Raw genomic sequence first — 13,217 nt, forward strand, 5'->3', positions numbered from 1 at the left:
TTAATAGAATATATGAACAAAACTGCTCAATCAGTATGGGAAAACTGTTTGTCTTTTATAAAAGACAACATCCAAGACCAAGCCTACAAAACTTGGTTCGAACCAATCAAATCAGTTGAACTTACCGATAACGCATTATATATTCAAGTTCCAAGTAAATTTTTCTATGAATGGTTGGAAGAGCACTATGTAAAATTACTAAAAGTAGCCCTTACAAAAGAACTTGGAAAAAACGCTAAGTTACTTTATAAAATTAGAATGGAAAACACTTATGGCAACAAACAACCTTTTACGGAACAGTTGCCAAGTGCGAATAGAGTTCCTATGAAACCGCAAGAAGTGGATGCTCCATTTAAAAACTTAAACCCAGAGTTAAAAAATCCTTTTGTCATTCCAGGTATAAGAAATTTAAAAATTGAATCTCAATTAAATGCTAATTACAGTTTTGATAATTTTTTAGAGGGAGATTCTAATAGATTGGCCCGATCCGCAGGTATGGCTGTAGCCAATAAACCGGGTGGAACTTCATTCAATCCTTTATTGATTTTTGGGGGAGTTGGTCTAGGAAAGACCCATTTAGCGCACGCTATTGGTGTGGAAATAAAAGATAAATATCCTGAAAAAACCGTTTTGTATATCTCAGCAGAGATTTTTACACAGCAATATATTGACTCCGTTAAGAAAAATAATAGAAATGATTTCATCCATTTCTATCAGTTAATTGATGTCTTGATTATAGATGACGTACAATTTCTTTCTGGCAAATCAGGAACTCAAGATGTGTTTTTTCATATCTTCAATTATTTGCATCAAAATGGAAAACAAGTCATTTTGACCTCAGATAAAGCACCTGTTGACATGCAAGATATCGAACAACGTTTGTTATCTCGTTTCAAATGGGGATTGTCTGCTGAAATTCACCAACCAGACTATGAAACTCGAATTTCTATTTTAAAGAATATTTTATATCGAGATGGTGTAGAAATTCCCGATGAAATTGTGGAATATGTTGCACGCAATATAAAATCGAACGTCAGAGAATTGGAAGGAGCAATCATTTCACTGATTGCACAATCCTCCTTTAACAAAAAGGAAGTTACTTTGGAACTGGCTAAAAGTGTCGTTGAAAAATTCGTTAAAAATGTAAAACGAGAAATTTCTATCGATTACATTCAAAAAATTGTTTCTGATTATTTCCAATTGGATTTAGAAACCCTACAATCAAAAACAAGGAAAAGACATGTGGTACAAGCCAGACAATTGGCTATGTTTTTCGCAAAGAAATTCACAAAAGCGTCTTTGGCAAATATCGGGTCTCAAATTGGAGATCGTGATCACGCTACCGTGCTACATGCGTGCAAAACGGTTGACAATTTAGTGGCAACCGATAAACAATTCAAGAAGTTTGTAGAAGATATCAACAAAAAATTAACGTTGTAAACGCATTATGCCTGTAAAAATTTTAATGGTTTGCTTAGGGAACATTTGCCGTTCTCCGTTGGCTGAAGGAATATTGGCTTCAAAACTTCCAAAACATAAATTTACTGTTGATTCAGCAGGAACAGGTACTTGGCATATCGGTCATCCACCTGACGAACGCTCTGTTGCTGTTGCTAAAAAAAATAAAATTAGCATTTCACATCAAAAAGGACGACACTTCAGCTCTACTGATTTTGATGCCTATGATTATATTTATGTGATGGATAATGCTAATTACAGCGATGTAATTACTTTAGCCAAAACAGACCTTCACAAAGAAAAAGTCCAGCTGATTTTAAATGAATTATTTCCAAAAGAAAACGTTGATGTTCCGGATCCTTATTTTGGTTTACCCAATGGATTCGAAATTGTTTACAACATGCTGGATGAAGTTTGCGATGTAATTGCCAGAAAACTATTAGCCAAACACCAATAATTTTTCTGTACGAAAATTGTGGTTAGCACTTAGAAGCTTATAATTCGTGCCAATCGCCGACAATAATAATCCTATAAACATCTTCATAGGAAAATAAATAACACTCATGAAATCAAACACTGTTTTAGGAAAACTTTATTTAATCCCCACCACCATGGGCGATTGTGATCCTATGGATGTTTTACCACAAACCATAAAAAGAAGTATTGATCTTATCGATTATTATATTGTTGAAAACGACAAAACAGCCCGGAAGTCTATTAAGGAAGTAAGTCCAGAGAAAAAGCAAGCTGAGCTAAAGCTTTTTGTACTGAATAAACATACCGAAATCAAAGAACATTTAGACTTTATAGTACCGCTTCTGGAAGGTCAAAACATGGGTTTAATGAGTGAAGCAGGTTGTCCAGGAGTTGCTGATCCAGGTGCGGTAATTGTAAAACTAGCGCATGAAAAAGGCATACAGGTTATTCCTTTGGTAGGACCTTCCTCTATTCTTTTGGCCATGATGGCATCAGGAATGAATGGCCAAAGTTTTACATTCCACGGCTATTTACCTATTGAAAAAGATGAAAAAAAAGCCAGTTTTAAAACCTTAGAAAGAGTGTCTTTTGAAAAAAATCAGTCTCAGATTTTTATTGAAACGCCCTATCGTAATAACAAATTATTAGAGGATTTAATTCAGACACTGCATCCCGAAACGCATTTATGCATTGCAACAGATATCACTTTACCCACAGAATATATTAGAACAAAGAAAATTGCAGCGTGGAAAAAAGAAACTATCGATTTGCATAAAAGGCCCACAATTTTTATCATTCATAAAATGTAAACTATAAAACAGCAATTATACTGTTGTTTCGTATTAAGATTGTGTGCAATTGAAAAAAGTAATTAGTCGTATAGCTGCAATCCTATTGCTAACAACGAATACCGCTTTTCAATAAAGTATCTAAAAACGATACTAGCAGTCCTTAATTCTAATTATAAAATACCTATTTTTATAATTAAAATTAAGGGCTTTTTTTATGAGTAAACTTCCAAATGTCAGCACGAGTATTTTTACGGTTATGTCTCAAATGGCAACGGAATACAACGCCATCAACCTATCACAAGGTTTTCCAAATTTTCCGGTGAATGAACAATTAACGGATATTGTTGCCAGACTTGCTAAAGAAAATATACACCAATATACCCCTATGTCAGGTTATCCGGAGCTGTTATCAAAAATAGCGGTGCTGCTTCATACGTCCTATGGAAGAATTGTTACTCCCGAAACAGAACTTTTAGTAACTGCGGGAGCCACACAAGGAATTTTTACCACTATACTGGCTTTGGTGAAAGCCAATGACGAGGTGATAATTCTGGATCCTAGTTATGACTGTTACGAAGCACCTGTTTTATTATCGCAGGCCACTCCGGTTCGAGTGGCACTTAACGATGACTACACACCCAATTGGAAAATTATAGCCAGCGCTTGCTCCTCTAAAACAAAAATGATTATCATTAACAATCCGCACAATCCAACAGGAAAAATCTTAACGGAAGCGGACTTCAAAACTTTGGAACTCCTACTGGAAAAATATCCTGACATCGTTCTCCTTTCGGATGAAGTGTATGAATACATTACCTTCGAGGAAAAACATATTTCGGCTCATTCTAGACAAAATCTAATTAATCGTTGCGTCATGGTTTCTTCTTTTGGGAAATCATTTCATGTAACGGGATGGAAAATTGGCTATTTAGTAGCACCCGATTGTTTAATGAAAGAAATCAAAAAAGTACATCAGTTTTTAGTTTTTAGCGTCAATAGCATTTGTCAAGCAGCTATTAGTGCGTATTTGGACTTGGTTTCTACAGCTGAAATTGGAAAATTATATCAAGAAAAACGAGATTATTTTAGACAATTATTAAAGAACAGCCGTTTTGAACTGATGCCGTGTGAAGGAACTTATTTTCAAGTTGTCTCCTATTCTGCAATTTCAAATGAAAACGATGTTGCTTTTTGCAAACGTCTGATTATTGAGCACGGTGTAGCTGCTATTCCCATTTCAACTTTTTATGCCAATGGTAAAGACCTAAAATTAATTCGTTTTTGCTTTGCAAAAGATAATGCCACGCTGGAAGAAGCTGCTAAAAGATTGTGCGTCATTTAAAAGTATTTGTTTTTATTATGCATGCATACTATTTTAATTTAATATATTTACATTATTAAAACATCAAAACATGAGGTATACAGATAAAATGTTACGTGACGATGCCCTAAAAGGCAAAGTAATTGTAGTAACAGGTGGTGGAAGCGGCTTAGGAAAAGCAATGACTAAATATTTCTTGGAATTAGGGGCACAGGTTGCGATCACCTCAAGAGATCTAGAAAAATTAAAAAATACCGCTAAAGAACTTGAAACAGAAACTGGTGGAACCTGTCTTCCCATTCCGTGTGACGTTCGTCATTACGAAGAAGTAGAAAACATGTTGCAAGAGGTGCTGAAAACTTTTGGCAAAGTAGATGTTTTACTGAATAATGCCGCAGGAAATTTCATTTCACCGACGGAACGATTATCTGCTAATGCTTTTGATACTGTAATTGATATTGTTTTAAAAGGCACTAAAAACTGTACACTAGCTTTTGGAAAACATTGGATTGAAACTAAACAGGAATCGTCTACCATCTTAAATATCGTAACCACTTACGCATGGACTGGTTCTGCTTATGTAGTACCTAGCGCTACGGCAAAAGCAGGAGTTTTAGCCATGACAAGAAGTCTTGCTGTGGAATGGGCTAAATACGGAATCCGTTCGAATGCGATTGCTCCGGGACCATTTCCAACTAAAGGCGCTTGGGACCGATTGTTACCAGGAGATTTAGCCGAAAAATTTGATATGGCAAAAAAAGTGCCTTTGAAACGGGTGGGAGACCATCAAGAATTAGCCAATTTAGCGGCTTACTTGGTTTCAGACTTTTCAGCTTATATTAATGGCGAGGTAGTAGTAATTGATGGCGGAGAATGGCTAAAAGGAGCAGGACAGTTCAATATTTTAGAAGCGATTCCAGAAGAACTTTGGGATCAGTTGGAAATGATGATCAAAGCCAAGAAAAACAAATAATAGTTTTTTATAAAATAAAAAAAGAGAGTCACATGGCTCTCTTTTTTTAGTTGGCTTACTGAATATTTTAGTAAACATCCTATTTTATAAATTAAAACATTTAGAAAAATTAAGAACTGCTGTTTCAAAAAACTTAATTTATTAATGGTGAAAAAATAATTTTTTATTATTTATTATTTTCCAAGGTAAGTACGACTTCACTTTTTAGCAAACCACTTCCACCGCCATAGTGCTGAACAATACTTATTTTTGGATTTTTATTTTTGAAAAAAGCACGCAATTCAATTTCACTTTCTTCCCGAATTCCAGAACCCAACAATACAAGTGAAAATTCTTTTCTGACGAAAATTGCTTTCGCTTCCTGATCATTCATTACGCCTACTCCACTCCAATTCTCATTCGCATTAATCAATCGGATTACAGTGTTTAAAATTTCAAGATGCCTTCCTATGTATAAAATATTTATCCTTTCCATGGTTCTTTTTTTATAACAACAAATCCCCAAAGATTATTAATTCTTTGAGGCCTTATTCCACTTTCTCGTAGCAAATTATTGTTTGATGAATTGCAAATCAATACTTAATCGCACTTTTAGACCCAATAACACGCTCCCAGTTTGAAGAGTTGAATTTTAATTCAATCCCCAATCTTTTCTATTAATGTGTCCTTCCAGAGAAAAAGCTAATTATGTATTTCCACACGGATCTTTCCGTAATCCACTACATCCTGCTGGCATTGACACTGATTTCGTAACGCCGTGCATTGTTAAATTTTCAATTAATTCATAACCTCCTTCCTTTGTTTTGGTAAATGATGCTGCTTAGAATTTGATTTCTGGAAACTGTACAGCATCAAAAAGTCTGGACTTACTACATGGGTATCTCTATGCGCACATCCTGTAGCTATTAAGTCGGTTGCTCCGGTAAATTAAATCCTAGCATTTTCAAAACCAATGTCATCTGACTGAAGTAAAGCCTCAAATTTTGAAAATTCCCTTGAAATAGTCGTAAACGTTATGTGTTTTACCTTAAAACCAATTTGTGAATGTAGTCGGTCTAGTACCCATTTTGTTATTGACAGAGTAGCGTAGTTTTGTATTAATTAGTTCTATTTTATATTTATTTCGCTACAACTGCATTGGCACTTCCATTAAAAGGATTTGTGCCTCCTCTGAAGTGGCCTGAATTGAAATTTTTTCTGTGTCCCAAATTCCTATTCCATCCCGCTCGTTTACATTGATATTATCAATGCTAAAATCCCCTTTCAAAACAAAAGCATAGATTCCATTTCCTGGTTTTTTTATTCGATACGAGGTAGAGAAACCGTTATCAAATTTTCCAATATGAAACCAAGCATCCTGATGAATCCACACGCCTTCATCTTCTGGATTTGGTGATAAAATTTGTTGTAATTTGTTATAGCGATCTTCAAGATTCAAGGTGATTTGGTCGTAGCGAGGGGTTACATTTTTTTGATTTGGATAAATCCAAATCTGTAGAAACTTCACCGCTTGATCTTTATTTTTATTTTTCTCACTATGAAAAATCCCTGTACCTGCACTCATAATTTGAATATCACCTTCCTTAATTACGGTTGTATTTCCCATACTGTCCTGATGTTCTAGATCTCCTTCTAGTGGAATAGAAATGATTTCCATGTTATCATGCGGATGTTTTCCAAAACCCATCCCCTGACTTACGCTATCATCATTTAAAACGCGCAATACTCCAAAATTCACCCGTTCCCGATTTTGGTAATTCGCAAAACTAAAGGTGTGGTAAGACTCTAACCATCCGTGATTAGCATGGCCGCGAGTATTGGCTTTATGCAAAATGTGCGGAATAATTGCTTGGCTTTTTTCGGTTTTTGTATTTTCCATTGTCTTGCTCTTTAATTGTAAGCTGCAAAGTTGCATCAAAAAAAAAGCGCTTGCATTGAACTAGGACAAGAAATCAAACGATTGAAATTTAGTATTTAGCGATCTTGTTTCTAATTTTACTTAAAAACTCGGCTGAAATACCAAGATAGGATGCAATGTAGTGCTGGGCAACACGTTGTGGTAGTGCTGGGTACTGCAACAAAAATTCTGTGTATTTATCAGTAGCCGTTTTAGAAATAGTATGGAATAAGCGATCTTGCGTAACGGCTAAACTGCGTTGCATTAGAATTCGGAACGCACGTTCAAATTGAGGTGCTTTGCTAAACAATTTTTCTTTTGATTCAGGACTGAACATAAAAAACTCACAATCTTCCAATGTTTCGATAAAAACACGGCTTGGCTTGTCTTCGTAAATACTGAACGAAATATCGCTTACCCAAGCATTCTCGATAGCAAATTGAAGAATGACTTCAAAGCCATTGGCATCTATATAATATTTTCGAACACAGCCTTTGACAACAAAAGCTTCAAAGTTGCACATCTCTCCTCCTTGCAACAACATCGTTTTCTTTGGAACGGATTTAAACTCCAACAAAGAATTAAAAATTTCTAATTCTTGCTGGTCAAAAGAGACGTAACGGCTTATATTTTTGTTGATTTGAGAATACAAAGTTTTACTTTAGAAACTAAAGGTAAAAAATGTTTACTGAAAACCCCTAGTACATATATTAAATTAGCAATATTTCCTAAAAAAACAAAAACTGCTCCCGATTAAATTCCTATTTTTGTATCCATAAAATCACAACAAAACATTTATGCTCATTATAGGAATTGCAGGTGGTACAGGAAGCGGAAAAACAACCGTTGTACATCAGATTATGAATGAATTACCACAAACGGAAGTTGGTATTATTTCTCAGGACTCATATTACAAAGAAAATCATGGACTTTCATTTGATGAAAGAGCTTTAATTAATTTTGATCATCCGCGTGCTATCGATTTTGAGTTACTCGTTGCGCATCTTAAAGAATTAAAAGAGGGAAACAACATTCACCAACCTGTTTATTCTTTTGCAACGCACAATAGAACTGATGATTCTGTTTTTACACATCCTAGAAAAGTGATGATAGTAGAAGGAATTCTCATTCTTGCAAATCCGGAGTTAAGAGAATTATTTGATGTAAAAATATTCGTTCATGCCGATTCTGATGAACGATTAATCCGACGAATGAAACGGGATATTGTAGAGCGTGGCCGCGATATGCACGAGGTCATTAATCGGTATCAAACCACATTAAAACCCATGCACGAGCAGTTCATTGAACCTACAAAAGCGTTTGCCGATATAATTATTCCAAATGATAAGTACAATACCGTTGCCATAGATGTAGTTCGAGCAGTAATCAATCAAAAAATTCTGTAATTTAGTTGTAATTTTGAAACTATAAAGGAATAGTCGCTATTTTCCGTTTTCCATTGCTACTAAATTTATGGAAATTCGTTAATAAAGTAGTAAAATGAGGTTCTCTTTATTCCCAGCAAAAGCTGGCTAAAAAAGAATTTTTATTGTAATCGGGGCTAAAAAGAACAAAATGAGGAATCCGTATAAAGATACATCTTGGTTTAAATTTTTAAGTAACAAATACGTTTGGGTATTATTGTTTTTTTGTACATGGATGATTTTTTTAGATAACTATTCCTATTTCGATCATCGCATTTTAGACAAACAAATTGAAGATTTAGAGGACAATGCTACTTATTACCAAGAAGAAATTAAAAAAGATCAAGAGAATATTAAGCAATTAAAGAACTCCGAACAAATAGAAAAATACGCCCGCGAAAAATACTATATGAAAAAAGATAGTGAAGATATTTATATCATTGAATTTGAAGGCGACACGATTGAAAAATAAAATCAGCTTCCGACCATTTCCAAAGGGGAAAAGAGCATGAAATTAATAGAAAATATTAAACAATAAAATACCAATTTTTGGCTCAATTTCTTTTGGAGACCAGCTGGGATTGGGAAAAATACAACTAAAATGACAACAAATCTTTTCGATGATTTCAATCCCGTTTCCTCCAAACAATGGAAGCAAAAAATTCAATTTGAACTTAAAGGAGCTGATTATAATGAAACCGTAGTTTGGAATTCTCCAGAAGACATTCAGGTCAAACCTTTCTACCACAGAGATGAATTAACTAAAACTTATTCTGTTGCCACAAAAGCGACTCAATTTAAAATTTGTCAAAATATATTTGTTTACGATATTGAAAAATCGATTGAAAGAGCATTGGACGTGCTCCATCGGGGTGCTGACAGCCTTCGCTTCACAATAGAAAATGAAGCTATTGACGTAACCAAGCTGCTGGAAAATTTACCTTTAGAAAATAGCACGATCTATTTTAATCTTAGTTTTATTTCAATCGATTTCGTTAAAAAAATAGATGCATTTGCAAAGAAAAACAATACTGTTATTTTTTGTAATTTAGATCCTATTGGGCAACTAGCACAAGACGGAAACTGGTTTGTAACTGCTGAAAAAACAAATTTTGAAACACTTAATTTACTTTCGAAACAAACCACATCACTCTCGCTAATTAGTATCAATACCGCTTTGTATCAAAATGCAGGGGCAAATATGGTGCAGCAAATTGCTTATAGTTTAGGACAAGCAAATGAATATTTCAATCGGATTGACTCCATCCAGCAACCTATTGTTTTTGAAGTTACGGTTGGGACAAATTACTTTTTTGAAATTGCAAAATTGCGTGCCCTGCGTTTACTTTTTAAATTAATTGCTGAAGAATACGATCACAATTTGGATTGCAACATCATTGTTTCGCCTACCAAGCGCAACAAGACGTTATACGATTATAATGTAAACATGTTGCGCACCACAACGGAATGTATGAGTGCCATCATTGGCGGAGCGAATGCTATCGCTAATTTACCTTATGATGCTTTGTACCATAAAGACAATGAATTTGGTGATCGAATTGCCCGAAACCAATTGTTGATTTTAAAAAATGAAAGCTACTTTGATAAAGTCAATAATCCGGCCGATGGAAGTTATTATATAGAAAACATCACCAATCAATTAGCCGAAAAATCGTTAGTTCTATTCAAAGATATCGAAGCAAATGGCGGATTTCTAAAACAACTTAACGATGGCATCATCAAAAGAAAAATTCAGGAAAGTGCCGGTACGGAACAAAATCTATTCGATACAGGAAAAGAAATTTTATTAGGAACAAATAAACATCCTAATAAACAGGATAAAATGAAACATGATTTAGAATTGTTTCCTTTTGTAAAAGTCAAACCAAGAAAAACTTTGATTACGCCTATAATCGAAAAACGTCTGGCAGAAAAAATAGAACAGGAAAGATTGGATCTTGAATAGTCAGCCCGACTCTGTTATTTAATTTAATACCATTGGAAAGGAGTATATTTACTTTACTAAAACACAATATAATGGAAGCCATAAGACAAATCGTTAAGGTGAAAAATCACAAAATAAATATCACATTGCCAGATGATTTTAATGCTGATGAAGTTGAAGTCATTATTCTTCCAAAGTCGAATAATGTGGACATCCCTCAATGGCAAATGGACCAAGTTTGAGAAAGAACAGAGAAATATCTTAAAAATCCTTCTTCAGCTCAAGATATTGATGATTTTATAAAAGATATTGATGGTGAGGTATAAAATTGTAATTGTAGAGGAAGCTAAACTTGATTTCAAAACAGTTTTGGATTGGTACAAAAGTATTCAACCTAAATTGGGTGATACGTTCTCCAATTCATTCAAGGAAAGTTGAAAGATAATTAAGTCAAATCCATTACTTTTTCAAATAAGATATGACAAGACCAGAATGACTTTAATTGAAAATATTCCATACGCAATTCATTTCAACAACTACGATAACATAATTGTCATTACAGCTATTTTCCATACTTCAAGAAATACTGAAATATGGATTGAAAGGAATTAAAAATTTCAAAAACTATAATCTTTGTACTAAACAAATGAAAAGAAAAGATTTACAACATATAAAATTAAAAAGCACACATTTGAAATTGGAGAATGAAAATTCTCTGTCTGATGCATTTCTAACCGCAGAAGGAATCGAAATAAAACCAACGTATTCAGAACAAGATATTGATAATATCAAGCATCTTGATTTTGGAGCTGGTTTTGCACCAAATCTACGTGGACCGTACGCAACCATGTACGTTCGCCGACCTTGGACCGTGCGACAGTATGCCGGATTTTCTACTGCTGAAGAAAGTAATGCTTTTTACAGAAGAAATTTAGCTGCAGGGCAAAAAGGACTTTCAATCGCTTTTGATTTACCTACACATCGTGGCTATGACTCGGATCATGAGCGTGTGGTGGGTGATGTAGGAAAGGCGGGAGTTGCCATTGATTCCGTGGAAGATATGAAAGTATTATTCGACCAAATCCCTTTAGATGAAATGTCAGTTTCCATGACGATGAATGGTGCTGTTTTGCCTATAATGGCTTTCTACATTGTTGCAGCGGAAGAGCAAGGTGTACCACCTGAATTACTTTCCGGTACGATACAAAATGATATTTTGAAAGAGTTCATGGTGCGAAACACTTACATTTATCCGCCAACCCCTTCGATGAAAATCATTGCGGATATTTTTGAATTCACAAGCAAAAAAATGCCGAAATTTAACTCTATTTCTATTTCGGGATACCACATGCAAGAAGCGGGAGCAACTGCAGATATTGAATTAGCGTACACGCTAGCCGACGGATTGGAGTATATTAGAACAGGATTAGCAACCGGAATGAAAATTGACGAGTTCGCTCCACGATTATCCTTTTTCTGGGCCATTGGCATGAACCATTTTATGGAAATTGCTAAAATGCGTGCGGGAAGAATGATCTGGGCCAAATTAGTCAAACAATTCGAACCAAAAGACGATAAATCATTAGCATTACGAACGCATTGCCAAACATCAGGTTGGAGTTTAACGGAGCAAGATCCTTTCAATAATGTGGCTCGAACGTGCATTGAAGCAGCCGCAGCCGCTTTTGGAGGAACGCAATCCTTACATACCAATGCATTAGATGAAGCGATAGCCTTGCCTACAGACTTCTCTGCCAGAATTGCCAGAAACACACAACTCTATTTACAAGAAGAAACAAAGATTACTAAAACAGTTGATCCGTGGGCAGGAAGTTATTATGTAGAAAGTTTGACAAATGAAATTGCAGAGAATGCTTGGAAGCTTATTGAAGAAGTAGAAGAATTGGGTGGAATGACCAAAGCTATTGAATCTGGCATTCCTAAATTGAGAATCGAAGAAGCTGCAGCCAGAAAACAAGCTCGAATAGATAGCGGCCAAGATATTATTGTTGGAGTGAATCAATACCGCTTGGAAAAAGAGGATCCTTTGCAAATATTGGATGTAGATAACCAAATGGTCCGCAAACAACAATTAGAACAATTAGACCAAATAAAAGCAACTAGAGATGCTGAAAAAGTAAAAAAATCACTTGAAAAATTAACCTTGTGTGCAAAAACAGGCGAAGGTAATTTACTGGAAATAGCCGTTGAAGCTGCTCGAAACAGAACAACCTTAGGCGAAATCAGCGATGCTCTAGAAAGTGTATTTGGAAGATATAAAGCACAAATTAAATCTTTTAGTGGCGTGTACAGTAAAGAAATAAAAGACGATAAAAGTTTTGAAAAAGCAAAACAAATGGCAAACGCATTTGCCAAACAGGAAGGACGCCGCCCTCGAATCATGATTGCCAAAATGGGGCAGGACGGACACGATCGCGGAGCAAAAGTAGTGGCTACCGGTTATGCTGATGTAGGCTTTGATGTGGATATTGGCCCACTTTTTCAAACACCGGAAGAAGCAGCCAAGCAAGCCATAGAAAATGATGTTCATATTTTGGGTGTTTCCTCTCTAGCCGCAGGGCATAAAACTTTAGTTCCACAAGTAATTGAGGAGCTAAAAAAATACGGTCGTCAAGACATCATGGTTGTTGTAGGTGGAGTAATTCCTGCACAAGATTACCAGTTTTTGTTTGATGCTGGCGCAGTAGCCGTTTTTGGACCAGGAACAAAAATAAGCGAAGCTGCTATTAAAATATTAGAAATTTTAATAGAGAGTTTCGAATAAGCAAACGCCATTTCATATTCAATTTTACCTTAAAAACACCAATCGAAAGCTGAGGGCACTGAAAAAGTCATTTTATAATTATTATCATAAAAACGAGGCAGAAAAACTTTATTTTCTGCCTCGTTTTTTGTATTTTTAAATGTAAT

14 protein-coding genes are annotated in these 13,217 nt (G+C 35.1%); 11 read left to right on the forward strand and 3 right to left on the reverse strand.

Features of this window, described 5'->3' with window-relative positions:
* The first annotated feature begins 12 nt into the window (after positions 1–12).
* From dnaA to BUA03_RS15405, 5 genes are all read left to right on the forward strand, one after another.
* On the forward strand, positions 13–1,440 hold the full coding sequence (gene dnaA, locus BUA03_RS15385; protein ID WP_066081336.1) for a chromosomal replication initiator protein DnaA: 1,428 nt from the start codon (positions 13–15) through the stop codon (positions 1,438–1,440).
* 7 nt (positions 1,441–1,447) lie between these two features.
* On the forward strand, positions 1,448–1,915 hold the full coding sequence (locus tag BUA03_RS15390; protein WP_066081339.1) for a low molecular weight protein-tyrosine-phosphatase: 468 nt from the start codon (positions 1,448–1,450) through the stop codon (positions 1,913–1,915).
* A gap of 106 nt (positions 1,916–2,021) precedes the next feature.
* The gene (locus BUA03_RS15395) at positions 2,022–2,744 is read left to right on the forward strand and encodes an SAM-dependent methyltransferase (RefSeq protein WP_066081341.1); all 723 of its coding nucleotides are present in this window, start codon (positions 2,022–2,024) and stop codon (positions 2,742–2,744) included.
* A 196-nt stretch (positions 2,745–2,940) separates the two neighbouring features.
* Entirely contained in the window at positions 2,941–4,068 is a 1,128-nt protein-coding gene (locus BUA03_RS15400; RefSeq protein ID WP_066081344.1) for a methionine aminotransferase, read from the forward strand.
* Positions 4,069–4,138: 70 nt separating this feature from the next.
* A complete protein-coding gene (locus tag BUA03_RS15405) occupies positions 4,139–5,020 on the forward strand; it encodes an SDR family oxidoreductase (protein ID WP_066081346.1) in 882 nt (293 codons plus the stop codon).
* A 166-nt stretch (positions 5,021–5,186) separates the two neighbouring features.
* Here BUA03_RS15405 and BUA03_RS15410 read toward each other — a convergent pair whose 3' ends face one another.
* The 3 genes from BUA03_RS15410 to BUA03_RS15425 all read right to left on the reverse strand — a co-directional run bounded on the left by BUA03_RS15410 (position 5,187) and on the right by BUA03_RS15425 (position 7,569).
* Positions 5,187–5,495 (reverse strand): hypothetical protein, encoded by a 309-nt coding sequence (locus BUA03_RS15410; RefSeq protein WP_066081349.1) that lies wholly within the window; start codon positions 5,493–5,495, stop codon positions 5,187–5,189.
* 651 nt (positions 5,496–6,146) lie between these two features.
* The gene (locus BUA03_RS15420) at positions 6,147–6,899 is read right to left on the reverse strand and encodes a pirin family protein (protein WP_066081352.1); all 753 of its coding nucleotides are present in this window, start codon (positions 6,897–6,899) and stop codon (positions 6,147–6,149) included.
* A gap of 88 nt (positions 6,900–6,987) precedes the next feature.
* Positions 6,988–7,569, reverse strand: coding sequence for a Crp/Fnr family transcriptional regulator (locus tag BUA03_RS15425; protein WP_066081355.1), 582 nt, complete (start codon positions 7,567–7,569; stop codon positions 6,988–6,990).
* Positions 7,570–7,714: 145 nt separating this feature from the next.
* Here BUA03_RS15425 and udk point away from each other — a divergent pair, with 145 nt between their 5' ends.
* The 6 genes from udk (at position 7,715) to scpA (ending at position 13,071) form a co-directional block, all read left to right on the forward strand.
* Positions 7,715–8,323 carry a uridine kinase gene (udk, locus tag BUA03_RS15430; RefSeq protein WP_066081358.1) on the forward strand — a complete coding sequence of 203 codons (609 nt, stop codon included), beginning with the start codon at positions 7,715–7,717 and terminating at the stop codon, positions 8,321–8,323.
* A gap of 169 nt (positions 8,324–8,492) precedes the next feature.
* The gene (locus BUA03_RS15435; RefSeq protein ID WP_066081361.1) at positions 8,493–8,813 is read left to right on the forward strand and encodes an FtsB family cell division protein; all 321 of its coding nucleotides are present in this window, start codon (positions 8,493–8,495) and stop codon (positions 8,811–8,813) included.
* A 129-nt stretch (positions 8,814–8,942) separates the two neighbouring features.
* Entirely contained in the window at positions 8,943–10,307 is a 1,365-nt protein-coding gene (locus BUA03_RS15440) for a methylmalonyl-CoA mutase subunit beta (protein ID WP_066081364.1), read from the forward strand.
* Positions 10,308–10,378: 71 nt separating this feature from the next.
* Positions 10,379–10,528: a hypothetical protein gene (locus BUA03_RS16760; protein WP_157492206.1), complete on the forward strand. Its 150-nt coding sequence runs from the start codon at positions 10,379–10,381 to the stop codon at positions 10,526–10,528.
* A gap of 70 nt (positions 10,529–10,598) precedes the next feature.
* A complete protein-coding gene (locus BUA03_RS17105; protein WP_262489230.1) occupies positions 10,599–10,724 on the forward strand; it encodes a hypothetical protein in 126 nt (41 codons plus the stop codon).
* A gap of 208 nt (positions 10,725–10,932) precedes the next feature.
* The gene (scpA, locus tag BUA03_RS15445; RefSeq protein WP_066081378.1) at positions 10,933–13,071 is read left to right on the forward strand and encodes a methylmalonyl-CoA mutase; all 2,139 of its coding nucleotides are present in this window, start codon (positions 10,933–10,935) and stop codon (positions 13,069–13,071) included.
* Positions 13,072–13,217: the final 146 nt, after the last annotated feature.

Source organism: Flavobacterium fryxellicola (genome assembly GCF_900143245.1).
Taxonomy (GTDB): Bacteria; Bacteroidota; Bacteroidia; order Flavobacteriales; family Flavobacteriaceae; genus Flavobacterium; species Flavobacterium fryxellicola.

What these genes read in the sequence shown, in the direction of transcription:
- dnaA (WP_066081336.1), top strand. Translation starts at nt 13, where the DNA reads ATGAACAAAACTGCTCAATCAGTATGGGAAAACTGTTTGTCTTTTATA.
- BUA03_RS15390 (WP_066081339.1), top strand. Translation starts at nt 1,448, where the DNA reads ATGCCTGTAAAAATTTTAATGGTTTGCTTAGGGAACATTTGCCGTTCT.
- BUA03_RS15395 (WP_066081341.1), top strand. Translation starts at nt 2,022, where the DNA reads ATGAAATCAAACACTGTTTTAGGAAAACTTTATTTAATCCCCACCACC.
- BUA03_RS15400 (WP_066081344.1), top strand. Translation starts at nt 2,941, where the DNA reads ATGAGTAAACTTCCAAATGTCAGCACGAGTATTTTTACGGTTATGTCT.
- BUA03_RS15405 (WP_066081346.1), top strand. Translation starts at nt 4,139, where the DNA reads ATGAGGTATACAGATAAAATGTTACGTGACGATGCCCTAAAAGGCAAA.
- BUA03_RS15410 (WP_066081349.1), bottom strand. Translation starts at nt 5,495, where the DNA reads ATGGAAAGGATAAATATTTTATACATAGGAAGGCATCTTGAAATTTTA.
- BUA03_RS15420 (WP_066081352.1), bottom strand. Translation starts at nt 6,899, where the DNA reads ATGGAAAATACAAAAACCGAAAAAAGCCAAGCAATTATTCCGCACATT.
- udk (WP_066081358.1), top strand. Translation starts at nt 7,715, where the DNA reads ATGCTCATTATAGGAATTGCAGGTGGTACAGGAAGCGGAAAAACAACC.
- BUA03_RS15435 (WP_066081361.1), top strand. Translation starts at nt 8,493, where the DNA reads ATGAGGAATCCGTATAAAGATACATCTTGGTTTAAATTTTTAAGTAAC.
- BUA03_RS15440 (WP_066081364.1), top strand. Translation starts at nt 8,943, where the DNA reads ATGACAACAAATCTTTTCGATGATTTCAATCCCGTTTCCTCCAAACAA.
- BUA03_RS16760 (WP_157492206.1), top strand. Translation starts at nt 10,379, where the DNA reads ATGGAAGCCATAAGACAAATCGTTAAGGTGAAAAATCACAAAATAAAT.
- BUA03_RS17105 (WP_262489230.1), top strand. Translation starts at nt 10,599, where the DNA reads ATGGTGAGGTATAAAATTGTAATTGTAGAGGAAGCTAAACTTGATTTC.
- scpA (WP_066081378.1), top strand. Translation starts at nt 10,933, where the DNA reads ATGAAAAGAAAAGATTTACAACATATAAAATTAAAAAGCACACATTTG.